23 protein-coding genes and 1 tRNA gene are annotated in these 26,185 nt (G+C 68.3%); 11 read left to right on the forward strand and 13 right to left on the reverse strand.

The annotated features are described in order from the left end of the window. The first annotated feature begins 156 nt into the window (after positions 1-156). Complete coding sequence (locus GR702_RS17630) at positions 157-1,773, forward strand: recombinase family protein (RefSeq protein WP_160987035.1); 1,617 nt, start codon at positions 157-159, stop codon at positions 1,771-1,773. Here the strand turns inward: GR702_RS17630 and GR702_RS17635 are convergent. Continuing rightward, positions 1,742-1,815, reverse strand: a tRNA-Gly gene (locus GR702_RS17635). The two genes, GR702_RS17630 and GR702_RS17635, sit on opposite strands and share 32 nt — an antisense overlap. Before the next feature lie 215 nt (positions 1,816-2,030). Here GR702_RS17635 and GR702_RS17640 point away from each other — a divergent pair. Continuing rightward, positions 2,031-3,443, forward strand: a complete 1,413-nt coding sequence (locus GR702_RS17640; protein ID WP_160987036.1) for a malonyl-CoA decarboxylase domain-containing protein — start codon at positions 2,031-2,033, stop codon at positions 3,441-3,443. Between the two features lie 75 nt (positions 3,444-3,518). Here GR702_RS17640 and GR702_RS17645 read toward each other — a convergent pair whose 3' ends face one another. From GR702_RS17645 to pepN, 6 genes are all read right to left on the reverse strand, one after another. After that, entirely contained in the window at positions 3,519-4,055 is a 537-nt protein-coding gene (locus tag GR702_RS17645) for an adenine phosphoribosyltransferase (protein WP_160987037.1), read from the reverse strand. 151 nt (positions 4,056-4,206) lie between these two features. Beyond that, positions 4,207-5,046 carry a cytochrome c1 gene (locus GR702_RS17650; protein ID WP_160987038.1) on the reverse strand — a complete coding sequence of 280 codons (840 nt, stop codon included), beginning with the start codon at positions 5,044-5,046 and terminating at the stop codon, positions 4,207-4,209. Between the two features lie 26 nt (positions 5,047-5,072). Further along, positions 5,073-6,404 (reverse strand): cytochrome b, encoded by a 1,332-nt coding sequence (locus tag GR702_RS17655; RefSeq protein ID WP_160987039.1) that lies wholly within the window; start codon positions 6,402-6,404, stop codon positions 5,073-5,075. A gap of 23 nt (positions 6,405-6,427) precedes the next feature. Next, complete coding sequence (gene petA, locus GR702_RS17660; protein ID WP_160987040.1) at positions 6,428-6,961, reverse strand: ubiquinol-cytochrome c reductase iron-sulfur subunit; 534 nt, start codon at positions 6,959-6,961, stop codon at positions 6,428-6,430. Between the two features lie 363 nt (positions 6,962-7,324). Then, complete coding sequence (gene pgeF, locus GR702_RS17665; protein ID WP_160987041.1) at positions 7,325-8,113, reverse strand: peptidoglycan editing factor PgeF; 789 nt, start codon at positions 8,111-8,113, stop codon at positions 7,325-7,327. Beyond that, positions 8,106-10,760, reverse strand: a complete 2,655-nt coding sequence (gene pepN / locus GR702_RS17670) for an aminopeptidase N (protein WP_160987042.1) — start codon at positions 10,758-10,760, stop codon at positions 8,106-8,108. Before pepN ends, pgeF begins: the two co-directional genes overlap by 8 nt. Before the next feature lie 169 nt (positions 10,761-10,929). Between pepN and GR702_RS17675 the strand changes: the two genes are divergently transcribed. Further along, positions 10,930-11,724 (forward strand): Rossmann-fold NAD(P)-binding domain-containing protein, encoded by a 795-nt coding sequence (locus GR702_RS17675; RefSeq protein WP_160987043.1) that lies wholly within the window; start codon positions 10,930-10,932, stop codon positions 11,722-11,724. On the opposite strand, the gene GR702_RS17680 is transcribed toward GR702_RS17675, so the two are convergent. Together GR702_RS17680 and GR702_RS17685 are read right to left on the reverse strand one after the other, a co-directional pair. Beyond that, positions 11,698-12,606, reverse strand: a complete 909-nt coding sequence (locus tag GR702_RS17680) for a DMT family transporter (RefSeq protein WP_160987044.1) — start codon at positions 12,604-12,606, stop codon at positions 11,698-11,700. The two genes, GR702_RS17675 and GR702_RS17680, sit on opposite strands and share 27 nt — an antisense overlap. Next, the gene (locus tag GR702_RS17685; protein ID WP_160987045.1) at positions 12,603-13,598 is read right to left on the reverse strand and encodes a threonine aldolase family protein; all 996 of its coding nucleotides are present in this window, start codon (positions 13,596-13,598) and stop codon (positions 12,603-12,605) included. Before GR702_RS17685 ends, GR702_RS17680 begins: the two co-directional genes overlap by 4 nt. Before the next feature lie 58 nt (positions 13,599-13,656). Here GR702_RS17685 and GR702_RS17690 point away from each other — a divergent pair, with 58 nt between their 5' ends. Then, positions 13,657-13,947 (forward strand): GNAT family N-acetyltransferase, encoded by a 291-nt coding sequence (locus tag GR702_RS17690; RefSeq protein ID WP_160987046.1) that lies wholly within the window; start codon positions 13,657-13,659, stop codon positions 13,945-13,947. 82 nt (positions 13,948-14,029) lie between these two features. On the opposite strand, the gene GR702_RS17695 is transcribed toward GR702_RS17690, so the two are convergent. Continuing rightward, a complete protein-coding gene (locus tag GR702_RS17695; protein ID WP_160987047.1) occupies positions 14,030-15,385 on the reverse strand; it encodes a lipopolysaccharide biosynthesis protein in 1,356 nt (451 codons plus the stop codon). Positions 15,386-15,546: 161 nt separating this feature from the next. Between GR702_RS17695 and GR702_RS17700 the strand changes: the two genes are divergently transcribed. Continuing rightward, positions 15,547-16,302 carry a phosphocholine cytidylyltransferase family protein gene (locus tag GR702_RS17700; RefSeq protein WP_160987048.1) on the forward strand — a complete coding sequence of 252 codons (756 nt, stop codon included), beginning with the start codon at positions 15,547-15,549 and terminating at the stop codon, positions 16,300-16,302. Between the two features lie 59 nt (positions 16,303-16,361). Here GR702_RS17700 and GR702_RS17705 read toward each other — a convergent pair whose 3' ends face one another. Then, entirely contained in the window at positions 16,362-16,793 is a 432-nt protein-coding gene (locus GR702_RS17705) for an HIT domain-containing protein (protein ID WP_160987049.1), read from the reverse strand. 5 nt (positions 16,794-16,798) lie between these two features. Next, positions 16,799-17,932 (reverse strand): CDP-alcohol phosphatidyltransferase family protein, encoded by a 1,134-nt coding sequence (locus GR702_RS17710; RefSeq protein WP_160987050.1) that lies wholly within the window; start codon positions 17,930-17,932, stop codon positions 16,799-16,801. 173 nt (positions 17,933-18,105) lie between these two features. On the opposite strand from GR702_RS17710, the gene GR702_RS17715 reads away from it, so the two are divergent. The 3 genes from GR702_RS17715 (at position 18,106) to GR702_RS17725 (ending at position 20,916) form a co-directional block, all read left to right on the forward strand. Beyond that, complete coding sequence (locus GR702_RS17715; protein WP_202408356.1) at positions 18,106-19,155, forward strand: diacylglycerol kinase family protein; 1,050 nt, start codon at positions 18,106-18,108, stop codon at positions 19,153-19,155. Between the two features lie 70 nt (positions 19,156-19,225). After that, a complete protein-coding gene (locus tag GR702_RS17720; RefSeq protein ID WP_160987052.1) occupies positions 19,226-20,134 on the forward strand; it encodes a hypothetical protein in 909 nt (302 codons plus the stop codon). Then, positions 20,134-20,916, forward strand: coding sequence for a nucleotidyltransferase family protein (locus tag GR702_RS17725; protein WP_160987053.1), 783 nt, complete (start codon positions 20,134-20,136; stop codon positions 20,914-20,916). Before GR702_RS17720 ends, GR702_RS17725 begins: the two co-directional genes overlap by 1 nt. 25 nt (positions 20,917-20,941) lie before the next feature. Here the strand turns inward: GR702_RS17725 and GR702_RS17730 are convergent, their stop codons facing one another. Then, positions 20,942-21,478, reverse strand: a complete 537-nt coding sequence (locus tag GR702_RS17730) for a DUF2141 domain-containing protein (protein WP_160987054.1) — start codon at positions 21,476-21,478, stop codon at positions 20,942-20,944. A gap of 309 nt (positions 21,479-21,787) precedes the next feature. Between GR702_RS17730 and rpe the strand changes: the two genes are divergently transcribed. From rpe to purH, 3 genes are all read left to right on the forward strand, one after another. After that, complete coding sequence (gene rpe, locus GR702_RS17735) at positions 21,788-22,450, forward strand: ribulose-phosphate 3-epimerase (RefSeq protein WP_160987055.1); 663 nt, start codon at positions 21,788-21,790, stop codon at positions 22,448-22,450. Positions 22,451-22,544: 94 nt separating this feature from the next. Beyond that, positions 22,545-24,419 (forward strand): heparinase II/III family protein, encoded by a 1,875-nt coding sequence (locus tag GR702_RS17740; protein WP_202408350.1) that lies wholly within the window; start codon positions 22,545-22,547, stop codon positions 24,417-24,419. 163 nt (positions 24,420-24,582) lie between these two features. Further along, positions 24,583-26,175 carry a bifunctional phosphoribosylaminoimidazolecarboxamide formyltransferase/IMP cyclohydrolase gene (gene purH / locus GR702_RS17745; protein ID WP_160987057.1) on the forward strand — a complete coding sequence of 531 codons (1,593 nt, stop codon included), beginning with the start codon at positions 24,583-24,585 and terminating at the stop codon, positions 26,173-26,175. The last annotated feature ends 10 nt before the right edge of the window (positions 26,176-26,185 follow it).

Here is a 26,185-nt window from a genome sequence, read left to right on the forward strand (position 1 = left end):
CCTCCCCGATCTTGACCCGGCCGTCGTCGAGTTGGTGAAGGCCCTTGCGCGCGCAGCCGCCGCGAATGACATTGCCCGCCTTCGACAAAAGGATTCGCCTTGTGATGTCGGTTCCGCCGATCGATCCGGCCACTGAATGCGTGAAGCGCTGACCCGATGCGCACTCTCATCTACGCCCGCTACTCGAGCCAGCTGCAGAATAGTCGTTCGATCGATCAGCAGGTCGAAGTCTGTCGTGAACGCGCTGCGCGCGAGGGCTGGGCCGTTATCGACGTCTTCATGGATTATGCGATCGGCGGCGGCGCCGGCACCAACGAGGCGCAGCGCCCCGGCCTTGCCGCCATGCTCTCGCGAGTCGAGCAGGGCGACATCGAGCAGGTCCTAGTCGATACGACGAGCCGCATCGCTCGCAACCAGGGCGACAGCCACCACATCCGCGATCGCCTGAACTATTGGGGTACCCGCCTGTTCACGCTGGGCGACGGCGAGATCGATCGCTTCAAAGGAGCGATCAAGGGTCTTCTCGACGAGCAGCAGCGTGTTGAACTGCGCCATAATATCAAGCGCGGTCAGCGTGACACCGTGGCGCAGGGCCGATCACCGGCAGGCATTGCTTATGGGTACCGAACCGCCAATCGCATCGATCCCAATGGCCGCCCTGTCCGTGGCCTGCGTGAAATCGACGCCGAGCAGGCAGAAATCGTGCGCCGGATCTTTCGCGACTACGCTGCCGGCATCAGCCCGGTGGCGATCGCCCAGCGTCTAAACGCGGAAGGCGTACCCGGACCGCGCGGCGATCGCTGGCGGGCGACAACCATCCGACCGGATCGTACGCGCGGCAACGGGATGCTTCAGAACCAGCTCTACATCGGGAGGATCATCCACAATCGCACGTCGAAGGTCATAGAGCCGGTCACGCGCACCGTTCGCATACGGCCGAACCCTCCTGAGCAATGGGTGATTGAAGATGTGCCGCATCTGCGCATCCTTGATCAGGATCTCTGGGACGAGGTCCAGAACGGATTGCGGCGGCTCGAGGGGACGGTGCCGCACAAGGCACGCAGGGCTCGGCACCTGCTGTCCGGCCTGGGGTTCTGCGGTGAGTGCGGAAGCCCCTACATCGTTCGTTCGCGTACATACTGGGGCTGCTCCGGTCGCCGCGAGGGGAACAACTGCTCGAACAACCGCACGGTCGCGAACGCCGATTACGAGGAGCGCGTCCTCCAGGGGCTGAAGCGGCACATGCTCGACCCGCGCCTCGTGGCGATCTGGGTGAAAGAATTTCACGAAGAGAGGACCCGGCGCACGGCCGATCTCAAGCGCGAGCGCCGCGACCTGGAACGCAAGCTCTCCGAATCATCGGCCAAGGTGACGCGCCTGGTCGATGCTATCTCCGGCGGCGCCGGTGAGTTCCAGGAGATCCGCGATGCCCTGACCAAGGCTCGGGCTGATCGCGATGCTGCTGCCGCCCAGCTCGCCGAGTTGGAAGCCTTGCCGGTCATCACCCTGCACCCTGCCATCGCTGAGGACTACCGCCGGCAAGTGCAAGAACTGACCGCCGCGATCTCCGACCCGGCCGCACGCGACGGCGCCATGCCGGCGATCCGCCAGCTGATCGACCGTATCGTCCTGCGCCCCGCAAAAGGCGAGCGCGGCATCGAGATCGAGGTAGAAGGACGCCTCGCGGCGATCGTCGCGCTGGCTACCGGTCGGAAGGTTGAACCCGTCAGTACGGCAAAGGTGGAGCGGGTAGCGGGAATCGAACCCGCATAGCCAGCTTGGAAGGCTGGAGCTTTACCACTAAGCTATACCCGCTCATGCCGTGGTGCGAGCGCGCTTGCCACGGCGCGGGGGGCTTCGTCAACGACTCTCTTGCCCTCGCCCGCAATCGCCCGGGCGGCTTCTGCCGTTCGCCCCCCGGAATTGCCCGGGTTTCCAGCGGTTCAGCCCATTCCCTTGTGCCTTCCTGTATTCTCTTGCCCTACCGGCGATGATAGCCTTTTGCCGGAAACCAGAGGATCGAGAACGCCATGAACACTTCACGGACCCGCGCGCCATCCGAGAGTGCCGGCGCCGGCACCTCGGGTCAGGGACCGGTCGCACGGCGGCGCGGCGCGCTCGACATGCTGATGAATTCGGGCCTCGGCAAGATGCTGCGCGGGATCGGCGTGGCGCCCCGGCAGGACAGGGGCGAAAGCCTGCTCGACCTTGCCGATGCGCTGCTGTCGCTGCGCGGACGCGCCTCGGGCCCGGCCCTCGCCTCGGCCTTCTTCGACCTCTATGAGGCGAGCGATCTCGAAACCCGGCAGGACTTTCTGGGCAAGATCCACGATCTCCACCCCGCCGACGCCGAGGCGATCGACAAGGCCATCGCCGCGTGGACGAAGAAGCGCGACGAGGCATCGGCCCTTGCGCTCAACGCCGCGAGCAAGTCCCCCAGCCGCCGCCTCATCAACCAGCTCAACCTCGCGCCGCAGGGGACGCAGCGACTGATCGGCCTGCGCGAGGACCTGCTGGCGGTGCCCCGCGCCGCTACGACGCCGGGCCTCGCGGCGCTGGACCGCGATCTGGAGAACGCCTTCACCGCCTGGTTCAACGCCGGTTTCCTGGAACTGCGCCGCATCGGCTGGGACAGCTCGGCCCAGTTGCTCGAACGCATCATCCGCTACGAGGCGGTGCACCAGATCCAGGGCTGGGACGACCTGAGGCGGCGGGTGGAACCGGCGGATCGGCGTTGCTACGGCTTCTTCCACCCGCAGATGCGCGACGACCCGCTGATCTTCGTGGAAGTGGCGCTGACCGCCGGCATCCCCGGCGCGATCCACGAGATCATCTCCGAGGAGCGCGAGGGCGTGGATCCACGCGATGCGACCTGCGCCATCTTCTACTCGATCAGCAATTGCCAGGTTGGCCTGAAAGGCATCCCCTTCGGCAACCACCTCATCAAGCGGGTGGTCGGCCTGCTGAAAGACGAGCTGCCGCACCTCAAGACCTTCGCCACGCTCTCGCCCGTGCCCGGCTTCGCCCGGTGGCTGGCGAAGGAGCGGGACGGCGCCGCCCCCGTACCGGGCGCCAGCGAACTGCGCCAGCTGGCCGCGCGCTACCTTGTCGGGTCCAGCGGCAACGGGGAAGCCAGCGGCGAACGCGCGAGGAGCGGCGCGGGCAAGGTGAGCCAGCCGCTCGACCCGGTGGCACGCTTCCATCTCGGCAACGGCGCGCGGCTTGAGGCCGTCCACGCCAACGCGGACCTGTCGGCCAACGGGCAGAAGCAGTCGCACGGGGTGATGGTGAACTACCTCTACGAGCTGGCCGACATCGAGGCGAACGTCTTCGCGCTCAACGAACTGGGCACCGTAGCCACGTCGAAGTCGGTGCAGGCGCTGCTCGAGCCGGAGCCGGCGGCGAGGAAAGGCAAGGCGGCCAAGGATGCAGTCGCCGCCTGAGCGCATGTCGATGCGCTAAGGCCATGCCCTCGGGGCTCTAGCCCTTGTTTCCCCTCGGCCCCGTCGCCGGGCGCGTCAGTGCCCTTCGTAGGCCAGCAGCGCCTGTACCCTGACGCCCGCGTCGCGCAGCCGCTCGGCCCCGCCAAGCTCGGGCAGGTCGATCGCGAAGTGCGCGCCGATCACCTCGCCTCCCGCCCGGCGAAGCAGTTCGACGGCAGCAAGCGCTGTGCCGCCCGTGGCGATGAGATCGTCAACGACGATCACCCGGGCCCCGTCCGGCACTGCCCCGGGGTCTACCTCCAGCGTGTCGGTGCCGTATTCGAGCGCGTAGTCGATCGCGAGGACCGGAACCGGGAGCTTGCCGGGCTTGCGCACCGGCACGAAGGGCAGGCCCATCCGCGCGGCGACGGCGGCGCCGAAAATGAAGCCGCGCGCCTCGATCCCGGCGATCACTTCGGCCCCGTCGGCTTCCGCGCGCGCCGCCAGGTGGCCGACGGCCGCTGCAAAGCCTGCCCCGTGGCCGATGAGAGTGGTGACGTCGCGAAAGAGGATGCCGGGCTTGGGGAAGTCCGGGATCGTGCGGATCAGGCCGCGAAGGTCGTCGAGCGTCACTGGGGATTTCTCCGGCATGGGGGTCTGCGCAGGCGGCGCGATACAGGAAAGAAGGCCGCCAGGGCAACCGTTCCCGAATGCAAAGCGCCCCGCCATCGGGGAATGGCGGGGCGCATGGCAGGATTGGCAAGCCGGTTTGTGGGCGGGAAGCTCAGTGCTTCTTGCCGGCCCATATATTGCGGTAAGACATGTATCCCAGCACCGTGGCGAAGAGCAGGAAGAGACACACGGCAAGGCCGGTCTGCTTGCGCTTCTCGAGCTTGGGCTCGGCGGTCCAGATCAGGAAGGCAGAGACGTCCTTCGCCATCTGGTCGACCGTGGGGCGGGGATTGCCCGCGCCGTATTCGACCTGCCCCTCGCCGGTGAGCGGCGGCGCCATCGCGAGGTTGAGGTTCGCGAAGTACGGGTTGTAGTGCAGGCCGGACGGGGTCTTGGCGTCCGGGAACTTCTTCAGCAGCTCGGCCGGCTGGGCCTGGTAGCCCGTCAGCAGCGAGTAGACGTAGGCCGGGCCGTCATGGCGGGCCTTGGTCATCAGCGACAGGTCGGGCGGAACCGCGTTGTTGTTGGCGGCGCGCGCGGCGATGTCGTTGGCGAACGGCTTGGGGAAGTAATCGGTCGGCATGCCCGGGCGGCTGTTCGCCTCACCGGTGGTCTGGTCGGTGCCCGGAACCTGGAAGCCGGCCGCGATCGCCTTCACCTGGCCTTCGGAATAGCCCAGCTGCTCAAGGTCGCGGAAGGCCACGTGGCTCAGCGAGTGGCAGGCCGAGCAGACTTCCTTGTAGACCTGGAAGCCGCGCTGGAGCTGCTGCTTGTCGAACTTGCCGAACGCGCCGTCGCTGGCGAAGTGGACTTCCTTGGGGTGGCGGTGGAACTCGTGCTCGGCGGTCTCGGCGGCCGGCTCGGTCGCCCAGGTGTAGAAGCCGAGGCCGAACGACCACGCCAGCGCCACCGTGAAGAACAGCCCGACGAGGATCGAGAGAATGCGTGCCATGTCTTTCGTCTTTCGTTCTGGCTGGATCAGGCGGTGTGGCCGGGGGCCGTCTCGGGGTGGACGGCTTCGGTTGCGCCGTGCGCCGGGCGAAGGTGCGACCCCTCATCGTGGCCGAGAACCGATTCCGTGATCGAGTAGGGCAGCGGCAGCGGCTTCTCGATGGCGGAGACGACCGGCAGGACGATCAGGAAGTGCGCGAAGTAGTACAGGGCCGCGAGCTGGCTGAGCATCACGTAGGGTTCTTCCGCCGGCGCGCCGCCGCAGTAGAACAGGACCGCCATCGTCGGGATCAGGCCGAACCAGAAGAACTTCTTGTACGCCGGGCGATAGTTGCTCGAACGCACGGGCGAACGGTCGAGCCAGGGCAGGAAGAACCACACCAGGATCGCGCCGAACATGGCGAGCACGCCCATCAGCTTGGCCGGGATGATGAAGAAGTCCTGCGTGAAGGCGCGCAGGATCGCGTAGAATGGCCAGAAGTACCATTCCGGAACGATGTGCGCCGGGGTGCTCATCGGGTTGGCCGGGATGTAGTTGTCCGGATGGCCGAGCGCGTTCGGGAAGTAGAACACCGCGATCGAGAAGAGCAGCGCGAAGGCGCCCACGGCCCAGCCGTCCTTTGCGATGAAATAGGGGTAGAAGGGAACCGTATCGCTCTCGCTCTTCACCTCGACGCCGGTCGGGTTCGAGGAGCCCGGGATATGCAGCGCCCAGATGTGCAGCACGACCACGCCCACGATGACGAACGGCAGCAGGTAGTGCAGCGAGAAGAAGCGGTTGAGCGCGGCATTGTCGGGCGCGAAGCCGCCGAGCAGCCACTGCTGGAGCGGCTCGCCCACGAAGGGGATCGCGCCGAACAGGCCGGTGATGACCTTGGCGCCCCAGAAGCTCATCTGGCCCCAGGGAAGCACGTAGCCCATGAAGGCGGTGGCCATCATGAGCAGGAAGATCACGACGCCCAGCAGCCACACCATCTCGCGCGGGGCCTTGTACGATCCGTAATAGAGGCCGCGGAAGATGTGGATGTAGATGACGACGAAGAACGCCGAGGCGCCGTTGGCATGCGCATAGCGCATCGCCCAGCCCCAGTTCACGTCGCGGACGGTCTGCTCGATCGTATCGAAGGCGACAGCGGTGTTGGCCGCATAGTGCATGGCCATGACGATGCCGGTGACGATCTGGATCGTCAGGCAGATCAGCGCGAGGAAACCGAAGTTCCAGAAGTAGTTGAGGTTGCGCGGCACCGGATAGCCGGCGCCCACGGCGTTGTAGACCAGCCGGGGGATGGGCAGCTTTTCGTCCATCCACTGCATGAAGGGATGGTTCGGCTTGTATTCGTTGGCCCAGGGAAAGCTCATGTTCGTGATCCTCTCTCTTGGCCTCAACCGATCTTCACGACGGTGTCTGATGAGAACTCGTATTCCGGAACCTCGAGGTTCGAGGGCGCAGGGCCCTTACGGATACGAGCGGCGGTGTCGTAGGAAGATCCGTGGCAGGGGCAGAAGTAACCGCCGAACTCACCCTTCACCTCACCCTCGCCGGCGCCCAGCGGCACGCAGCCCAGGTGGGTGCACACGCCCATGGTGATGAGCCAGTTCTCCTTGCCCTCCTTGGTGCGCTCGGCGAGCGTCTGGGGATCGCGAAGGGACGAGGCATCGACCGCGTTCGCTTCCTCGATCTCCTTGGGCGTCAGATTGCGCACGAAGACGGGCTGCTTGCGGAAGATCGCCTTGATCGCCTGGCCGGGCTGGATCGCGGAAATGTCGATCTCGGTGGAGGAGGCCGCGAGGACGTCGGCAGAGGCCGACATCTGGCTGATCAACGGGATGACGATCCCGACCCCTGCCACGCCCGCGGCGCTTACTGCGGCTATGTTGATGAAATCGCGCCGCCGCACGCCCTCTGTTTCTGCCATGTCTGCCCTTGCCTTGCTTTCGACAACCCACCGCCGGGGGGCCCGACAGGGGGGTCAATCTGACCACGGTATCCTGGTATCCCCCGTGCCGGTTCAAGACGCGCGCACAGCCCACGCCTCTGCCGACTTTGGGGGCCTGATATACACGAAAGACAAACGTGCCAACCGCCTTTTTGGCGCGCGCACAGTGCCGTAAACGCCGCCGCCCAAGTCGATGGACAAGTAATCTTGTGCATTTCGGTGGTGCTGGTGGCACGTTCGGCGCGCGTCCTCCTTGATGCAGGACAATCGCGAAGGGTTTTCAGCTTGGCGGAAAAGCGGGATTGCTCCGCTTTTCGCGCCAGAATGCGCGGCCTTCGGCGCTCAGGCGAGCGCGATCAGCGAGAACTGCCGGCCGTATGCCGGTTCGGCAAGATGCGTCGCGCGCCGGTAGGAATAGAAGCTGGCGGGCCGCGCATAAGTATCGAGCGCCAGGCCCTGCGCGTCTGCAATACCGCAGGCGCGAAGGCGGTGGAGCACATAGCTCGCCAGATCGAACTGGTGGCGTCCTTGCGCGCCCGGCGCGAAGAAGGCGGAATTTGCAGCATCGTCCGCGACGAATCGGGCGCGGAACCCCTCGTCGACTTCGTAGGAGCCTTGCGCGATGCAGGGCCCGACCGCAGCCACGATGCTTTCGCGCCGGGCGCCGAGCCGCTCCATTGCGGCGATGGTCGCATCGGTGACACCGCCGATGGCGCCTTTCCATCCGGCATGGGCGGCACCGACGACCCCGGCCTCGCGGTCCGCCAGGAGGACGGGCGCGCAATCGGCGGTCAACACGCCCAGAACGACGCCCGGCCGGTCGGTCACCAGCGCGTCGGCATGGGGACGGGCATCGTCGGCCCATTCGCCCGCAATCACGCAGTCGGCGGAGTGGACCTGATATACGCTGGCGAGCCGGCCACCGGGTCGCACCGCCTGCACGGCAAGCGCGCGGTTGCGCGCGATCGCCACGGGATCGTCGCCCGATCCCAGCCCCACGTTCAGCCCCGCGACCGCGCCCGTGCTCACCCCGCCGCGCCGTCCGAGGAAGCCGTGGGGCAGTTCCTCGAGCAGCGGAGCGCGTAAGACCTCGACCGGAGCGACGGCCGGGCCGGCGACATCGTCAGCCAAGGCTCTTGGTCACCTGTTCGCGCACATCGCGCGAGAGCGAGGGCATGGCGGCGATGCGCTCCAGTTCCTCGCGCATCATCGCTGCGCGCACCGGCTCGATCCGACGCCAGCGGCCGAGCGCGGGCACGAAGCGCGCGGCGGTCTGCGGGTTGATCGGGTCGAGACGGCGGATGAGGTCGCCGATCATGCGATAGCCCTCGCCGTTTGCCGCGTGGAACGCCCGGGGGTTACCGGCGGCCGCCATGTAGAGCGCGCGCACGCGGTTCGGGTTGGTCATCGTGAAGTCCGGGTGCCCGGCCAGCGCCTTCACCTGTTCGAGGACGCGCGGGCCCAGAGCGCCCGCCTGCAGCGAGAACCACTTGTCGATCACCAGGGCATTGCCTGCGTAACGGCGGTGGAAATCAGCCAGGGCCTGCTCCCGCTCGGGAGCGTCGAGGCTGGCGAGGACCATCAGCGCGCCCTGCCGGTCGGTCATGTTGTCCGCTGCCTGATACTGCGCGAAGGCGCGGCGGGCGCCCTCGGCCGGATCGCCCGCGGCGATGAGGACGAGCGCCTGCGTCTTGATCTTACGCGCCCCGCGCGCCGCCGCATCGCGCGAGTAAGCCACCGCGAGCGCGCGATCGTGCAGCGCGCGCAGCTCGCTCGCCAGTTCGGTGCCGAGCCAGGCCTTGAGCGCTTCTCGCTCGGCGTGGATGGCGCCGGGGTCGCTGATCGCCAGCTGCTCGGCAAGGTAGGTCTCGGCCGGCAGGATCATCAACTCGCCGCGCATCAGGTCGTCGAGCGCAGGGTGGGCGAGCACCGCCGCATAGGCCGCGCCGATGGCCGCGCGCCCTTCGGCGCGGGTGGCATCGTCGAGCCGGCCGCTGACCGCCGCGACGAGATGCTGGACGACAAGGCCCTGCATCGCCTCGTACCGGGCGAAGGGATCGTCGTCATGCGCGGCAAGGAACACGAGGTCGGCGTCGACGCGCGGGAAGTCGATCGCGACCGGGGCGGAGAAGCCGCGGTTGATCGACAGGACCGGCGGCTTGGCGAAGCCCTCGAAGGTGAAGCTGTCCGCCGCCTTGTCTAGCACGACAAGCTGCTCGCCCCGGTGCTCTCCGGCGTCGCGGTCGTAGAGGGCGACGCGCAGGGGAATGGGCATGGGCTGCTTTTCGCTCTGCCCCGGAGTTGCCGGAACGGTCTGGGTCAGCGCGAGGGTTGCCGTGGTCCCCTCGTGCGAAAGCGTCGCCGTCACCTGCGGAGTGCCGGCCTGCGAGTACCACAGGCGGAACTGCCCGAGGTCGAGCCCTGCGCCGTCCTCGATCGCCTTGACGAAGTCCTCGCAAGTGGCGGCCTCGCCGTCGTGACGCTCGAAATAGAGGTCGGTGCCCCGGCGGAACCGCTCGGGCCCCGCCATGGTGCGCATCATGCGGATCACCTCGGCGCCCTTGTTGTAGACGGTGGCGGTGTAGAAGTTGCTGATCTCCTGAAACGAATCCGGCCGGATCGGATGGGCCAAGGGTCCGGAGTCCTCGGGGAACTGGGCGATGCGCAGCACGCGCACGTCCTCGATCCGCTTTACCGCCTCGCTGCCCATGGCGGCGCTGAACAGCTGGTCGCGAAGCACGGTGAAGCCTTCCTTGAGGCTCAGCTGGAACCAGTCGCGGCAGGTGACGCGGTTGCCGGACCAGTTGTGGAAGTATTCGTGCCCGATGACCCCTTCGACCGCATCGTAGTCGCCGTCGGTCGCGGTTTCCGGGTCGGCCAGGACGTAGCGGGTGCTGAAGACGTTGAGGCCCTTGTTCTCCATCGCGCCCATGTTGAAGTCCGACACGGCGACGATGTTGAACAGGTCGAGGTCGTATTCGCGCCCGAAGGTCTCCTCGTCCCACTTCATCGAGGCGATGAGCGACTCCATGGCGTGCTGGGTGCGGTTCTCGTCTCCGGGGCGGACCCAGATGTTGAGATCGACCTTGCGCCCGCCCATCGTCGTGAAGGTGGCATGGTTGGCGACGAGATCCCCGGCGACGAGCGCGAAGAGGTAGCTCGGCTTGGGCCAGGGATCGTGCCACTCGGCCCAGTGCGTGCCGTCCTCGCCTTCGCCGCTGGCCGTGCAGTTGCCGTTGGCAAGGAGGATCGGGAACTGCGCCTTGTCGCCGCTCATCCGCACGGAATAGGTGGAAAGCACGTCGGGCCGGTCGGGGAAGAAAGTGATGCGGCGAAAGCCCTCCGCCTCGCACTGGGTGCAGAGCATGCCGTTCGAGGCGTAGAGGCCCATCAGCTGGCTGTTGGCTGCCGGATTGACGCTGGTCTCGATCTCGATCTCGTGCGCCTCCCCGGTCAGCTCGACCAGGAGGTCGGCCCCGTCGAGCCGCCAGTCGTTCGCTTCGCGTCCGTCGACCCGCACCGCCAGCGGCGCGATCTGGTCTCCGTTGAGGCGCAGCGTCGCAGTGCCGTTGCCAGCGGGATTGCGCGTGACCGACAGGCGCGAGACGATGTGCGTGGCCTCGGCGCCAAGCCGGAAGTCCAGCGAGACCTGCGGCACCAGCCACGCAGGCGCAAGATAGTCCTCCCGGCGGATGACCGGCGGCGACTGCGGGGCAGGCGCGGCATCGGCGACCTTGGGGTTTTCCACGGGCTCGGAGGGTCTGCTGGCAATATCCATGAGGGCATACTTAGACGCTCGCAGGCGGATTGCCAGCACAGGCGTGCGAGACGGCGCATGGCCCCCTCCGTCCGGCCCTTCTCGAGGGGACGCCGCTTTCCGGCAGGACGCCGCTTTCCGAGAGGACAAGGCCTTTCCCGATGCCTCCCGCGCCGCTAAGCCCGGTGCCATGCCTCGCCTGTTCATCTTCGGTCTCGGCTACACCGCACGCTTCGTTGCCGCGCGCTTCGCCGCGCAGGGGTGGGAAGTCGTCTCGACCGGCACGCAGGGCACGCTCTCGTTCGAGGATGCCGGGAACGTGCGCGTCGCCCTTGCCGATGCCGATCACGTGCTCTCCTCTGTCCCGCCCGGCAACGAAGGGCGAGGCGAGCCGCTCGACCCGGTGCTGGAGCGCTACGGCGATGCCCTGCGCGGCAAGGCGCTGTCCTATCTCTCCTCGACCGGCGTCTACGGCGATGCGCGCGGCGCCTGGGTGGACGAAAGCGCGCCAGTGGGAACCGGGCGCCGCACCGCGCGCGCGGAGGCGGACGGGGCGTGGCTGGCGGCAGGTGCGCGGGTCTACCGCCTTCCCGGCATCTACGGCCCGGGCCGCTCCATCTTCGACCGGCTGGCCGAGGGCCGCGCCCATCGCATAGACCTGCCGGAACAGGTGTTCAGCCGCGTCCACGTCGAGGACATCGGCTCGGGCGTGCTTGCGGGCCTTGGCGCGCCGCCGGGCGCATACAACCTTGCCGACGATCTGCCCGCCTCGCAGAACCGGGTGGTGGAGGAAGCCTGCCGGTTGACCTCCACGCCGCTGCCGCCTCTGCAGTCGCTGGACGAGGCCGGGCTCTCACCGATGGCGCGCGGCTTCTATGCCGAGAACCGGCGCGTCGCCAACGGCAAGGCGCGGGCGCGCCTGGGGTGGCGTCCGCGCTATCCCACTTACCTCGACGGGTTACGCGCGCTTTGCCCGCGCCGATAGGGCGATGAGCAGCCCCGCGATCGCCAGCACCGCCCCGCCGATCGCCAGCGCCGACCAGCGATAGCCTTCGAACAGGGTGGAAAGCGCCATGGCGACCACCGGCACCGCCACGCCGTTGTAGGCGGCGCGGCCGGGCCCGAGCTGGCGGATCAGTGTGAAGTAGAGCGGGAACGTCACCACCGAGCCCATGATCGCAAGGTAGAAGACGCCTGCCAGGTAGTTCCAGCGCCAGTCGAACACCGGCGGGCCTGCAAAGACAAGGCTGTAGGCCGCGTCCGCCAGCGTTCCCCACAGCATGGCCCAGGCGATCAGCGGGACGACCGCCTGCGCGCGGCCGATCGAGCTTGCCTGCAGCACGTTGGCGACCGAAGCGCTCATCAGGCCCGCGAAGGCAAGGACGACGCCAAGCGCGATCCGGCCCTCGGGCGGTGCCGCGCGATACTCGTGCACCATCAGCAGCGCGATCCCCGCCATCGCCACCAGCGAGCCCGCGACGAAGCGCGGCCCCACGCTCTGCTTGAGGAAGATCCGCCCCAGCAGCGCGTTGGGCACCATCAGCAGCGCGTAGAACACGGCGACCAGACCGGACGTCAGGTGCATCTCCGCGCGGTAGACGAACTGGAAGTTGCAGAAGAACTGCGCCACGCCGACCATCATCGAGAGCTTCATCGCCCCGCGCGGCAGGCGCAGCGAATCGCCGCGCACGAGGGCGAAGACGAACATGCCGATGCACGCCACGAGGAAACGATAGGTCACCGACCAGCTTGCCGGCACCGTGCCCACCTGGTCCTTGATGACGAGCCAGGTCGACCCCCAGATCGCCGTCACCACCAGGAACGCGACGATGACCTTCGCGCGCGAGGTCTCCGCGCCTTCGCTCATAGCCCGGCCAGCGCGCGGGCCAACGCCGCGACGTGTTCGTCCCGTGCATCCCACGAGGTCACGAGGCGGGCCGCATCGGGCCCCCAGTCGTAGAAGACGAAGCCCCCTGCCCGCAGCGCCTCGCGCTCGGCCGGCGTGCAGGTGATGAAGACCTCGTTGGCCTCGACCGGATGGAGCAGGCGGCCCGCCGCCACCGCGCCGATCGCCGCGGCGGCGGCATTGGCGGAGCGGGCGTTTTCCAGCCACAGGTCGCCTTCCAGCATGGCGACGATCTGCGCGGCCATGAACCGCCCTTTCGACTGCAAGTGCCCCGCGCGCTTGCGGCGATAGCGCAGCACTGTCGCAGCCTCCACATCGAAGAGCACGATCGCCTCGGCGCCCATGCCTCCGTTCTTGACGAAGCCGAAGCTCAGCGCGTCCACCGGGCCGGCCGCCTCGGCCGGGCTGCAGCCCAGGTGCGCGACGGCGTTGGCGAAACGCGCCCCGTCCATGTGCAGGCCAAGGCCTCGCGCCCGGGCAAAGTCGGCGATGGCCTGCACTTCGTGGGGCCGGTAGACGCAGCCGTACTCGCTGGCCTGCGTGATCGAGACCGCATGCGGCTGGACCTGGTGCACGTCGTCGCGAATGGGATCGATCGCGGCGGCAAGCGTGGCGGGCGTCACCTTGGCGCTTTCCCCGCCTGCCAGCAGCAGCTTGGCACCGTGCAGGAAGAAGCCCGGCGCCCCGGCCTCGTCCATCTCGATATGGGCCTCGCGGTGGCACACGACGGCGCCGTGCGGCGGCACCATCGAGGCGAGCGCGAGGCAGTTCGCCGCCGTGCCGGTCGCCACCCACAACACCGCGCAGTCCCGGCCGAACAGGTCGGTGAAGGCCGCGTCGAGGCTGCGGCTGAGCGCGTCGCCGTCATAGCCGGTGTCGGCTGCATCGGCGGCCATCATCGCCCTCCAGACGGCGGGGTGGACGGCGGCGGTGTTGTCGGAGGTGAACTGCATGACCATATGCCCTGAAAGCGCTTGGCGCAGCCGTCAAGCGCAACGAGGAGAACCGTCCATGGTCGGCGTCACCATCACCAAGCACGAGACCGGCTCCACCGGCGAATATCACGCCCATGTGGCCGACAGCGACCACATCGGCCGCCTCACCTGGACCGAGCGCGGCGGCGTGCGCTATGCCGAGCATACGCTGGTCCCCCCGCCCATCGGCGGCCGCGGCGTGGCGATGCGCCTGGTCGAAGCCATGGTCGCCGACGCGCGCGAGAACGGCTTCAGGATCGCTCCGCAGTGCAGCTACGTCGATGTCGCTTTCAAGCGCCATCCGGAATGGGCGGACCTGCGGGCCTGATCCCTCGGGCGGCAGCGTTCTGGGTAGCGGCGTTCGGCGTGGCTGCTCTCCGGTGCCGGAGGGCTGCGCGTCGTTTGCCGGTTTAGTCCAGCTCGTCGTCCGGCAGGCCTACGGCGATGCGGCCTGCCTCGACCTGCTGCAGCGTGCGCCACGCCATGAGGCCCATGGCGACGTACGAGACCGCGCCTGCAAGAGCCGTGGCCCAGGCCGCGCCGCTCGGGCCCATGGGGATGAACTGCCACAGGCCGATGCCCAGCGCGCCCACCGCCAACAGCCGCGCCAGCAGCGACAGGCGCGCGCGGCCGGTGGAATGAAGCACCGGCTCGAAGGCCACGCTGGCAAGATCGAAGCTTGCCGCGACCGCCAGTGGCACCAGGATCGATGCCCCGCTCTCGAACGCCTCGCCGCCGATCATCGCCAGCAGCTGTTCGCCCGCGACGATCGCGACGAGGACGACCACGATCCCCGCCGCACCGGCGATCAGGGTGGTCTGCAGCGCCAGCTTGCGGAACTCCGCCGCCTTGGACGCCACCCGCACGCGCGCCACTTCGGCGTAGACCGAGCGGGTGAGCAACGTCGACAGCTTGCTCAGCGCCTGCGACAGCTGCGAGGCGAGGCGGTACAGGCCCGCCGCGCGCGTTCCGACCCAGCCGCCCACGACGAGCAGCGGCCCGTTCTTCATGGCCGCGTCGATGGTGGAGCCGGCATAAGTGATGAGGAAGAACCGCGTGACGCCGGGGTTCTCGTCCACCGCCTGCCGCCACTTGCCGAAGTTCGAGATGCGCACGGCCTGCGGGCAGAGCCGGCGCGCCATGATCCAGTAGAGGATGGCCTCCAGGATGTCGATCGCGGCCCAGGCGGCCAGGAACCGGCCTACCGTGGGCCCCGTAGCCCAGATCGCCAGCGCCGCCACCAGCCGCCCGCTCGGCACGATGGCCTCCACGTAGACGGCCATGTCGAACCGGTTGAGCGCGCGAACGATGCCGGTGGGCGCCGAGACGAGCGCCCACAGCGAGCCGCAGCAGAACCAGAACGCGAGGTCTATATAGTCGGGGTTGAGCTCCAGCACATGGGCGAAGCCATAGATCAGCACGGCCGCCAGCGCGCAGCCGATGACCGCGCCGACCGCGTCGAGCACGCCGCACAGCATTCCCAGGCGGCCGAACCTGTCCCAGTCCGAATTGTGGATGTGCTCGCTGCCATAGCGCACCACCACTCGCCAGGTCTGGAACCCGGCGATCGAGGTGATCGCCTGCGCCGTCCCGAAGATGAGCGAGAAGTGGCCGAAGTCCTTGAGGCCCAGAGTGCGCGTCAGGATGGCAAGATAGGCAAGGCCGCAGACGGCGCCGAAGCCCTTGCCGCCAAGCAGCCAGGCCGTGTTCTGGAGTATCCGCGCTAGTGGAGAGGCACTCTCCTGGCGGTCGCGTTTGGCGGGCATCGCGGTGCATTTGGACGAGGGTGCCTTCACTTGCAAGGGATCACTCGTAGTTTGGGCGAAGTGTCGCGGATCGCCCGCGCCAGAGCTTTCCCTTTGGCCCGCCAGTCGCTAGATGCGCCTCATCTCCCCCCGATGCCTCTTGCGCAGACTGAACCTGGACCATGATCGAACACGCCATCCTCCTCAGCGCCGGACAGGGCTCGCGCCTGCTCCCCCTCACCGCCGAGCGCCCCAAGTGCCTGATCGACTTCTCGGGCCGCTCGCTGATCGCTTGGCAGATCGAGATGCTGGCGCGTGCGGGCGTGAAGAAGATCGACGTCGTCACCGGCTTCATGACCGACATGCTGGAAGATCACCTGCGTTCGATCAGCGATCCGCGCGTGGATATCTCGATCCGCTTCAACCCCTTCTACAAGGTCGCGGACAACCTCGGCTCCTGCTGGATCGCGCGCGTGGCCATGCACGGGGACTTCATGATCCTGAACGGCGACACGCTGGTGTCCGAGGAGATCGTCCACAAGGTGCAGGCGGGTGCCGCCGGTCCGGACGGCCAGCCCTGGCCGATCACGGTGACGGTGGACGTGAAGGCCGAGGGCTACGACAGCGACGACATGAAGGTGGAGCGCGAGGCGGACGGGCGGCTCGTCCACATCGGCAAGACCCTGACAGCGGCGCAATCGAACGCGGAGTCGATCGGCTTCCTGGCCTTCCGGGGCGAGGGCGCGGCCCTGTTCCGCGAAACCGTGCGGCAGGCGATGCGTACGCCCGAGGGCGTCCAGCACTGGTATCTCAAGGTGATTGATTCGATCGCGCCCACGGGCAAGGTCGGCACCGTCTCGATCGAGGGGCTCGACTGGGCGGAAGTCGATTTCCTGAACGATATCGAGATCGCGACCCGGCTCACCGACACCTGGTGAGCGCCACTAACGGGTGAGCACGGGCTGGGGGTCGCCCGGCCTTTTTGTCTAGGCCGCGTCTAGGCGGCGAAATGCCCTTTCAGCCATGCGGCGAAGCCTGTCAGCCCTTCGCCCTCCAGCGCAACGGCATGGCCAAGGTCGGGGAGCTTGGGCCAGCCGCAGTCCACGAACTCGCGCCCCTGCCACTCGCGCGAGCCTTCGTAGCGGGGGATGACATGGAAGTGGACGTGGGGGTCCACCATCATCAGCATCAGGTAATTGAGCCTGGCATGGCCCACCGCGCGCGAAAGGGCCGCTTCGATCTGCGAGGTCACGGTCTTGAGCTCGGCATGGGCTTCGGCCGGAAGATCGCCGAAGGCCGTGGCATCGCTCCTGGCTGCGAGCACCAGCGACCCCAGCGTGGGCTGCGCCGGGCGAGCCAGAACCAGCCAGTGCTCGTATTGAGCCACAAGGCTGGCGGGAAAGCCGAACTTCTCGATGGTGGTGTTCACGTCTCTCAGCCCTCCGATAACCACGAGGTGATCGTACCGCCGCGGGCCATGACGATCCAGGCCTGCACGAGGCGCACGGCGTGGATCAGGCACGAGATGGCCGTCCACCACGCGACCGCGACAAGGCCGAGATCGGGCCGCGCGAGGGCCGTCGCGACGACAAGGATGACCATGTTCGGGTTGCGCCGCGCGGTGACGAGGCGGAACCGGCTGTCGAACCGCCGCCAGACGTGGATGTGCATCCCGGCCTGCCGGATGAAGATGCCCTCGATCACGCGCTGGACGACATAGCCGCCCTGGATCACGCCCTGCACCCACCAGAAGGTCGCCGGATCGTAGGCGAGGCCCCAGGCGCCGAGCCCGGTTGCCCAGAACCACCACCAGAACGGCGGATGGACAAGGTCCATGCCATGGTCGAACACATTGCCCCAGGCAGAGGACGTGATCGTGCAGCGCGCCAGCTTGCCGTCCACGGTATCGAGCACCATGAAGACGAGCCCCGTCGCCATTCCCGCCCAATAGTGGCCATAGGCGAAGAGCACTGTCGCTGCCACGCAGAACGCCGCGCCCACGGCGGTGACCATGTTCGGCGTCACGCCCAGCGCGGCGCAGATGCGGGTCAGCACCAGCGCCCATTCGGGCCAGAGATATTTGGTGAGCAGATCGGTCACGCCCTTGTAGGCGCCGAAATAGCTGGCGCGCTCGATGGGGCGGATGGTTGCAGGCTCGAGCGCCCGGAGGAACGGCGTCTCGCGCTTGCGAAGCTGCTTGTTCTCGACCGTGGGGCCATCCTCGAAGGCGATCACGTCTAGGCCCTGTGCATCGGCGAGGGGCGCGCCCGTGGCCATGGCGGCCTCGATCCGCGCCGCCTGCGAGGCATTGGCGGCATGGGCCAGCGCCGGAACGCCGCCCAGCGTCAGCACCATGCCGGGCCTTGCGACGACATGCCCGAACCATGCCGGGTCCCAGGCATGGGCCGCGTTCGACAGGATGGCTGCGCCCTGCGGCACCTGCTCGGCAGGCTCGAGCCCGGCGGCGCGGGCGATCCGCCCGACTCGCTGCGCCATGGTGAGACCCCACAGCTTCACGGGGTTGGCGCCGACCACGACGACCGGCAGCACCTGTTGTTTCTGGATCATGACGCCTGCCCGTAATGGCTTGGGCCCGGGCTGGCAATCGGCACCGGACGGCCCGGAGCATGGGCCTCGCCGCCGCAAAGCGACGGTGGCCCGCAGGCAACAGCTGCCATTGAACTGTAACCTTAATGTGTCATGCAATGTTTCCTGATGATTTTCCCAACACGCATCCCTACATGGAGGGCGTGTACGGAAGCATTTACGAATTCGAAGCGCTGCCGGTCTTCGGTGAGCCTGCACGGCGCGATGGCCGTCCCGTGCGCCCGGCCCGCCGGGGGCGCGCCGTTCCGCTCGTCGGAATCGTGCGCAATCCGCGCAGCCACCGCAACAAGGGCGTCGCGCCCGAGATGGCGGACTGTTCCAACATCCTGACGCAGACCCCCGGCACGCGCGAGGAACTGCACTACACCCTGGCCGAGTTCGCCCGTCGCGGGATCGACTATCTTGTCGTCGACGGCGGCGACGGCACCGTGCGCGACGTGCTGTCCTGCGGCTCCGACATTTTCGGGGACGACTGGCCGACCTTCATCGTGCTGCCCAAGGGCAAGACCAATGCCCTTGCGGTGGACCTTGGGTTGCCGACGCACTGGTCGCTCGCCGAAGCGCTCGCGGCCGCGCAGCGCCGGGGCACCCTCTCCCGCCGCCCGCTGCGCATCTCGCCCCGGGACGGCAGCGGCCGCTCGGTGCTCGGTTTCGTGCTCGGCACCGGCATCTTCGCCCGTGCGACCGAGGCGGGCCAGGAAGTGCACCGGCGGGGCGCGTTCAACAGCTTCGCGGTCGGGCTCTCGATCCTCGCCGCCATCATCGGTGCCCTTTTCGGCCGCGCCGGCAACATCTGGCGCGCGACGACACCCACCCGCATCGTTGACCGCAACAGCGGCCGCCACCTGCCTTATGCCGGGCGCGGCCGCTCCGACGAGCGGTTCCTGACGTTCGCGACCACGTTCGAGCGTTTCCCGCTCGGTGCGCGGCCGTTCGGGCGCAACCCCGCTCCCGGGCTCAAGCTCGCAGTGATCGATTCGCCGGTGCGCTGGATCGTGGCGCTGCTTCCCGCGATCATGTTCGGCCTCAAGGGTGACTTCCTCACCCGCAACGGCGCCAAGCGCTTTGCCGCGAACGACCTCGATCTCGACATCGGCGGCTCCTTCATCCTCGATGGCGAAGCGTTCCCTGCCGGGCGCTATGTGCTGGACGAAGGCCCGCAGATCAATTTCGTGGTTCCCTGAAGTCCGATCCCCTGACGGCCTGAGCCCTGAGGCCTTGTAATTGGCGCGGGCCTGCCCGATGCACGCCGGCATGATCGAAGACCCGCTCCTTGCACGCACCGCCGCCGCGCTCGACCGCGATGTCGTGCCCGAAGTGCGTGCCTTCGCCCAGCGCCTGGGCGAAAGCTCCGGGGCGCTCGGCGTGCTGTTCTACGGCTCGAACCTGCGCACCGGCTCGCTCGAGGGCGTGCTGGACTTCTACGTGCTGCTGCCCGGCCGCCAGGTGGAGCGCATCTGGCCGCGCGTCAGCTATCATGAATGGGAGTGCGACGGCGTACCGCTGCGCGCCAAGGTCGCCACGATGGCGCTCGAGACGTTCCGCGCCGCCGCCGCAGGGGAAAGGCTCGATACCACGATCTGGGCCCGCTTCGTCCAGCCAAGCGCGCTTGCATGGGAGCGCGACGAGGCTTCCCGCAGCGCCATAGCCGGCGCCGTGGCTGAAGCCGCGCGCACTGCCGCCCGCCTCGCCGTCGCGCTGGGGCCGGACGTCGGGACCGCCGAGGATTACTGGCGCGCCTTGTTCCGCGCCACCTATGCGGCCGAATTCCGGGTGGAGAAGGCAGGACGCGAGGATTCGATCCTCGCCGCCAACCGCGAGCACTTCGCCGGGCTCCTGCCTCTGGCGCTGAGCGCGCAGGGCATCTCCTTCACCCGCGAAGGCGAAGTCATCCGCCCGGCGGTACGCGGCCGCAGCCGCGTCCTTTCGTGGTGGCGGCGCAGGCGGCGGATGGGCAAGCCCTACAATGTCCTTCGCCTCGTCAAGGCATCCACCACTTTCGAGGGCGCGGCCCGCTACGCCGCCTGGAAGATCGAGCGGCATACCGGCGTGCCGGTCGACATCACTCCCTGGCGCGAGCGGCATCCCGTGCTCGCGGCGCCCGGCGTTCTCTGGCAGGTCTGGCGGCGGCGCAGGGCGCAGGCCCGGCAGGCGCGCGCGTGATGCCGGGCCACTCCCCCGCCGCTCTGGTGCTGGCCGGTTCGCGCCCGGGTGCTCCCGATCCGGTGGCAGCGGCCGAGGGGGTCTCGCACAAGGCCCTGGTGCAGATCGCCGGCCGCCCGATGCTGGCGCACGTGGTTTCGGCCCTTCGCGCGGCGGGGATCGAGCGGATAGCGGTTTCCGCCAGCGACAAGGCGGTACGCGCGCTTGCCTGTGAGCTTGGATGCGAGGTCCTGGAGACGGGCCCGGGGCCAAGCGCCAGCGTGGCGATCGGCCTTGAAGCCCTTGGCGCGCCCCTGCTCGTCACCACCAGCGACCATGCCCTGCTGCAGGGCCGCTGGGTGCGCGACTTCATCGCGGATACTCCTGACAGAAGCGACGTCGCGGTTCTCCTCGCCCGCCGCGAGGCGATCGAGGCGGCGGTGCCGGGCAGCCGGCGCACGTACCTGCGCTTCGCCGATGGGCACTGGTCGGGCTGCAACCTCTTCCTGCTGGCGACGCCGCGCGCAGGCCTTGCCATCGATACGTGGAAGATCGTCGAGGCGGATCGCAAGCGCCCCTGGCGCATCGCCGCCCGCCTCGGCCTTGGCATGCTTGCCGGCTATGCGCTCGGCCGCCTCACGCTGGCGGCAGCGATCGCGCGCCTCGGGCGCAGGATCGGCATCGAGGCGAGCCTTGTCGCTGCGCGCGACGGGCTTGCGGCGGTGGACGTGGACAAGCCCGAGGACCTTGCCGATGCCCGGGCGAGGCTGGAGCCCCCGCTCCCGCCCCCGCCGTGCGCCTGAGCCCGCGGCGACCGGCCGCCCCGCGTCACATGTACTTCATCTGCACCCGGATCGTCTTGACCCCGCGGCCGACGGGCACGCCCACCTTGCTGTAGCTCGGCTTGCCCAGGTTGAAGATGTTGATCGGAGGATTGTTCGACATCGCCCCGCCATCGGTGCGGATGTCGGTGCCGCCGTTGCCGTTGACATCGTGGCGCACGGCGATGGCATAAGTGCCGGAAGCGGGCAGCGGCACGCAGAAGGTCATCGTCCCTGCACGGGCCGGAACCTCGATGCGCGAGAGCCACTTGCCCTTCTGCAGCCATTCGCCCGCCGTTGCCCGATAGGACTGCACGCGGACCTTTCCGGAGGACGCCTTCACGCCATCGACCGTGACCATGAGCGCGGGGCCCTTGTCGGACGTGCAGCGGCTCATGTCGTTGCGGATCTCGTCGCGGTACTCGGCACGGCCTTGCGCCAGAGCAGGCACCGGAGCGGTGAGCCCGACGGCGGCCACGGCGGCCAGCACAGCGGACAGTCGGTAAGGCATTGCGGTCGATCCTCTGGAAGTGGTGGTGGTCATGTCGTTTCCATCTAGTGAGCTTGCCGGGCGCGGGCCACCGCCTGTTCGCCGCGGCACCTGTTTTCTGTCCCGGCCGCCGCGCAAAGGCGCATGGGGCAAACCCTGTTAATGACGCCAGGATGCACGCGCCGCCGTGAATGCGCAGTGAACTCGCCGTTCTGCCGCTTGCAAGCAACGGCTGGTCTTCGGAGCCGACGCGCGCCGGTGCAGGCAGGCGCCGCAACATGGCGTGTGGAAAACGCCTCGACAGCGCTTGTCGCCCCCAGATCTGGTGGCGTATCCCGAGCGCAAGGAGTTGCGTTACCGGCCATGACAATCCCGCTGATTTCCCCATCGATCCTGTCCGCCGACTTCGCCCGGCTCGGGGAGGAAGTCCGCGCCATCGACGAGGCCGGTGCCGACTGGATCCACGTCGACGTGATGGACGGCCATTTCGTGCCCAACATCACCATCGGCCCCGCCGTGGTGAAGGCGCTGCGCCCGCACAGCGCAAAGCCGTTCGACGTGCACCTGATGATCTCGCCGGTGGACGCCTATCTCGAGGCTTTCGCGGAAGCAGGCGCGGACTACATCACCGTCCACCCCGAGGCGGGGCCGCATGTCCACCGCACGGTGCAGACGATCCGCAACCTCGGCAAGAAGGCGGGCATCTCGCTCAATCCGGCAACCCCCGCCAAGATGCTGGACTACCTGATCGACGAGATCGACCTCGTCCTCATCATGAGCGTGAACCCGGGCTTCGGCGGCCAGAGCTTCATCTCCAGCCAGCTTCGCAAGATCGAGGCGGTGCGCAAGATGATCGACAAGTCGGGCCGCGACATCCGCCTCGAAGTCGATGGCGGGGTCGATGCCAAGACCGCTCCGCTGTGCGTGGCCGCCGGCGCGGACGTGCTGGTGGCGGGCTCCGCAACCTTCCGCGGCGGAGCGACGCAGTACGCCGCGAACATCCAGACGCTCAAGGGCCTGGCCTAGGGTGGAACCGGCCTCACACCCGACCTCTCGAACCAAGGGGAACCCGGAAGCAGACCGGGCCATTCCCCTGTCCGATGCGGCAGGCGAGGGTGTGATGGAAGAGGCGGCGATTGTCCCCGGCCCCGCTTCCCTTGGCGGCCACGGCTTCGATGCCCCCGCTTCCCTTGGCGCCACTTCTCATGCCGGGCAGAACGGCGCCCACCCGGCCGAGGTCATCGAACCGGGCCATATCGAGCCCGGCCGCGCCCTGGCGCTGATCGACTTTTCGCCTCCGCAGCTGGCGATGGGCGAGAAGCTGATCCGCATGGCCTATCGAATGGGCGTGCCCGGATCGATGCTATCGGGCCCCGTCGGCAAGAAGGGGCGCAACCGCCTGCTCGCCACGGTCGATAACACGCTGCCCGGCAACCGGGCGGCGGGCACCGCGATCCGCGCCGGCCACTTCCTTGTCCACGGTGCGAAAACGCCGATCGCACAGGTGGATTTCTCGGGCGCCCAGCGAATGACGCCGCCGCTTGAGAAGGTGGTCCATTCCTTTTCGTGGTTGAGCGATCTGGAAGCCTGCGCCGCGCGCGAGCAAGGCGCTCCGGTGGCGGAGCGCGTGCTCACCGCATGGCTGCAGGCCAATTCCGCGCCGCCTTCCAAGCCCGGCAAGGGGCCTGCGTGGAACGTCGGGAACACCGGCATGCGGCTGGCGAACTGGCTGGCCCATGCTCCGCTGATCCTGTCCGGCGAGAAATCGCTGCGACTGCGCACCCTGGCACACGTTTCGGCGACGGCGCGCTGGCTGGACCGGCACGTCACCCATGCCGAGGACGGGCTAGCCGAAGTTGCGGGGTGGGTCGGCATCATCGCCGCCGGACTGCTGCTGCCCGATGGCCGTCCGCGCCGGCTCTACGGCGAAGCGGGCCTCATCAAGGCGCTGGGCGAGCTGATGGGCGACGATGGCGGCGTGCTGTCGCGCAGCCCGCTTGCGCAGATGGAAGCCATCGCGCTGCTGGTGCGGCTGCGCAACTGCTATCACGCCACCCGCCGCGACGCGCCTCCCGCTGCCGAGCGCGTGGTCGAGCTGCTGCTGCCACCGCTGCTGGCGCTGGCGCACGGCGACGGAGGGCTTGGATCGTGGCAGGGGGGCTGGGCCGTCTCTGCACAAGACCTCGACGCGCTGGTCCGCGCGAGCGGCGTGCGCACCCGCCCGCTGCGGGACGTGCGCCAGTGGGGCTACCAGCGAGTGGTCGCGCACAAGTCCATCCTCCAGTTCGATGCCGCGCCCCCGCCGATGCCGCGCCACGCCCGGTTCGGCTGCGCCTCCACGCTGGCTTTCGAGTTCTCGCACGGCGTGCACCGCATAGTGGTGAACTGCGGCGGCGCGGCCAGCGGCGGCGGCCTGGTGCCGGTGCGGCTGGAGCAGGGCCTGCGAGCCACGGCCGCGCATTCCACCCTAACGCTTGACGATGCGAACTCCACCGCCGTGCTGATCGGCGGCGCGATCGGATCGGGGGTCACCGAGGTGACGCTCGACCGCAAGACCCTGCAGCAGGAGAACGCCCTCGCCGCCACCCGGCTCGATGCCAGCCACAACGGCTACGCCGCGCGCTACGGCCTGAGCCACCAGCGCATCCTGCTGCTGCGCGACGACGGTACCGAGCTTCGGGGCGAGGACCTGCTGCTTCCCTCGGGCCGCAAGGGCAAGCGCGGCATGATCGGCTTCGCGATCCGCTTCCACCTGGGCCCCGAAGTCGAGGTGAACCTGACGGCGGACGGCAGGGGCGCCGCGCTCTCGCTCCCGGACGGCGGCTACTGGCAGTTCCGCTCCACCTCGGGAGAGGAAGCGGGCCAGGTCACGGTGGAGGATTCGCTCTGGGTCGATGGCCAGGGCCGCCCGCAGGCCACGCAGCAGCTCGTGATCCAGGGCATGGTCTCGCGCGGGGGCGGGACCTTCGGCTGGCTGCTGAAGAAGATGAACTGACGGTCTCCAGGGCCGTCCGAAGCGCCGCTGCGCAAACGTTACACGAGAAGCATCCGCCCTGCGCAAACGTGCCTTTGCCGCATAAGGGTCCCTCGCACTTGCCCCCACCCCCCTGCCGTCCTAAGGGCCCGCGCAAAGATCCCTGCGCCAAGGAAGCCGCCCCATGACCGATACCGTCCAGATCCGCCGCGCCCTTCTGTCGGTCTCCGACAAAACCGGGCTTGCCGAACTCGGCAAGGTGCTGAGTGACCGGGGCGTCGAACTGGTTTCGACCGGCGGCACCGCCAAGGCGCTGCGCGACGCCGGTCTTGCGGTGAAGGACATCTCCGAAATCACCGGCTTCCCCGAGATGATGGACGGCCGGGTCAAGACCCTGCACCCGATGGTGCATGGCGGCCTCCTGGCCGTGCGCGACAATCCCGAGCATGCCGCCGCCATGGCCGAACATGCCATCGGCGCGATCGACCTCGTCGTGGTCAACCTCTATCCCTTCGAGGCGACCGTCGCCAAGGGCGCAAGCCGCGACGAGATCATCGAGAACATCGACATCGGCGGCCCGTCGATGGTGCGCTCGGCGGCCAAGAACCACGCCTATGTCACCATCGTCACCGACCCGGTCGACTACGAGGGCCTGATGGTCGAGCTGGAGGCGACCGACGGCGCGACGACGCTTGCGTTCCGCAAACTGATGGCCGCGCGCGCCTATGCGCAGACCGCCGCTTACGATTCGATGATCAGCCAGTGGTTCGCGCTTGCCGACCAGGGACTGGAATTCCCCGAGATGCTCAGCGTCAACGGCCGCCTCGCCACCACTCTGCGTTACGGCGAGAACCCGCACCAGAAGGCCGCGCTCTATACCCCTGTCGGCCCCTTCACCAAGGGCCTCGCGCAGGCGGAGCAGGTGCAGGGCAAGGAACTGTCGTACAACAACTACAACGATGCCGACGCCGCGTTCGAGCTTGCGGCCGAGTTCCGGGGCCAGAAGCCTGCCGTCGTCATCGTCAAGCACGCCAACCCCTGCGGCGTCGCGCAGGCCGACAGCCTGCTGGATGCCTGGCAGGGCGCCCTTGCCTGTGACGATGTCTCCGCGTTCGGCGGCATCGTCGCCGTGAACACCCCCCTCGACGGGCCCACCGCCGAGGCGATCTGCCAGATCTTCACCGAAGTCGTCGTCGCCCCCGATGCCGACGAGGAGGCCCGCGCCTTCTTCGCCCGCAAGAAGAACCTGCGCCTGCTGCTGACCGGCGAACTGCCCGACCCGCGCCGTGGCGGCCTGTCCGTCAAGCCCATCACCGGCGGGTTGCTGGTGCAGGGCCGGGACAACGGCGCCATCGCATTCGACGACCTCAAGGTAGTGACCAGGCGCGCGCCCACCGACCGCGAGCTGGCCGACTGCCTCTTTGCCTGGACGGTAGCCCGCCACGTCAAGTCCAACGCCATCGTCTACGCCCGCGACGGCGTTACCGCAGGTATCGGCGCGGGCCAGATGAACCGCCGCGATTCCTCGCGCATCGCCGCGATGAAGGCTGCCGAAGCGGCCGCGAAGTTCGGCTGGGACGCGCCGCGCACGGTGGGCTCGGCAGTCGCCTCCGACGCCTTCTTCCCCTTCGCCGACGGCCTGCTCGCCGCTGCCGAGGCGGGAGCGACCGCGGTGATCCAGCCGGGCGGCTCGATCCGCGACGATGAAGTGATCGCCGCCGCCGATGAAGCTGGCCTTGCCATGGTCTTCACCGGCATGCGCCACTTCAAGCACTGAGGATCGGGCG

The sequence above is a fragment of the Novosphingobium silvae genome (assembly GCF_009856825.1).
Classification (GTDB): Bacteria; Pseudomonadota; Alphaproteobacteria; order Sphingomonadales; family Sphingomonadaceae; genus Novosphingobium; species Novosphingobium silvae.

Excerpts from the sequence above, each read along its gene's own strand:
- GR702_RS17630 (WP_160987035.1), top strand. The coding sequence starts at position 157 with ATGCGCACTCTCATCTACGCCCGCTACTCGAGCCAGCTGCAGAATAGT.
- GR702_RS17640 (WP_160987036.1), top strand. The coding sequence starts at position 2,031 with ATGAACACTTCACGGACCCGCGCGCCATCCGAGAGTGCCGGCGCCGGC.
- GR702_RS17650 (WP_160987038.1), bottom strand. The coding sequence starts at position 5,046 with ATGGCACGCATTCTCTCGATCCTCGTCGGGCTGTTCTTCACGGTGGCG.
- GR702_RS17655 (WP_160987039.1), bottom strand. The coding sequence starts at position 6,404 with ATGAGCTTTCCCTGGGCCAACGAATACAAGCCGAACCATCCCTTCATG.
- petA (WP_160987040.1), bottom strand. The coding sequence starts at position 6,961 with ATGGCAGAAACAGAGGGCGTGCGGCGGCGCGATTTCATCAACATAGCC.
- pepN (WP_160987042.1), bottom strand. The coding sequence starts at position 10,760 with ATGGATATTGCCAGCAGACCCTCCGAGCCCGTGGAAAACCCCAAGGTC.
- GR702_RS17675 (WP_160987043.1), top strand. The coding sequence starts at position 10,930 with ATGCCTCGCCTGTTCATCTTCGGTCTCGGCTACACCGCACGCTTCGTT.
- GR702_RS17680 (WP_160987044.1), bottom strand. The coding sequence starts at position 12,606 with ATGAGCGAAGGCGCGGAGACCTCGCGCGCGAAGGTCATCGTCGCGTTC.
- GR702_RS17685 (WP_160987045.1), bottom strand. The coding sequence starts at position 13,598 with ATGCAGTTCACCTCCGACAACACCGCCGCCGTCCACCCCGCCGTCTGG.
- GR702_RS17690 (WP_160987046.1), top strand. The coding sequence starts at position 13,657 with ATGGTCGGCGTCACCATCACCAAGCACGAGACCGGCTCCACCGGCGAA.
- GR702_RS17695 (WP_160987047.1), bottom strand. The coding sequence starts at position 15,385 with ATGCCCGCCAAACGCGACCGCCAGGAGAGTGCCTCTCCACTAGCGCGG.
- GR702_RS17700 (WP_160987048.1), top strand. The coding sequence starts at position 15,547 with ATGATCGAACACGCCATCCTCCTCAGCGCCGGACAGGGCTCGCGCCTG.
- GR702_RS17710 (WP_160987050.1), bottom strand. The coding sequence starts at position 17,932 with ATGATCCAGAAACAACAGGTGCTGCCGGTCGTCGTGGTCGGCGCCAAC.
- GR702_RS17715 (WP_202408356.1), top strand. The coding sequence starts at position 18,106 with ATGGAGGGCGTGTACGGAAGCATTTACGAATTCGAAGCGCTGCCGGTC.
- GR702_RS17720 (WP_160987052.1), top strand. The coding sequence starts at position 19,226 with ATGATCGAAGACCCGCTCCTTGCACGCACCGCCGCCGCGCTCGACCGC.
- GR702_RS17725 (WP_160987053.1), top strand. The coding sequence starts at position 20,134 with ATGCCGGGCCACTCCCCCGCCGCTCTGGTGCTGGCCGGTTCGCGCCCG.
- GR702_RS17730 (WP_160987054.1), bottom strand. The coding sequence starts at position 21,478 with ATGACCACCACCACTTCCAGAGGATCGACCGCAATGCCTTACCGACTG.
- rpe (WP_160987055.1), top strand. The coding sequence starts at position 21,788 with ATGACAATCCCGCTGATTTCCCCATCGATCCTGTCCGCCGACTTCGCC.
- GR702_RS17740 (WP_202408350.1), top strand. The coding sequence starts at position 22,545 with ATGGAAGAGGCGGCGATTGTCCCCGGCCCCGCTTCCCTTGGCGGCCAC.
- purH (WP_160987057.1), top strand. The coding sequence starts at position 24,583 with ATGACCGATACCGTCCAGATCCGCCGCGCCCTTCTGTCGGTCTCCGAC.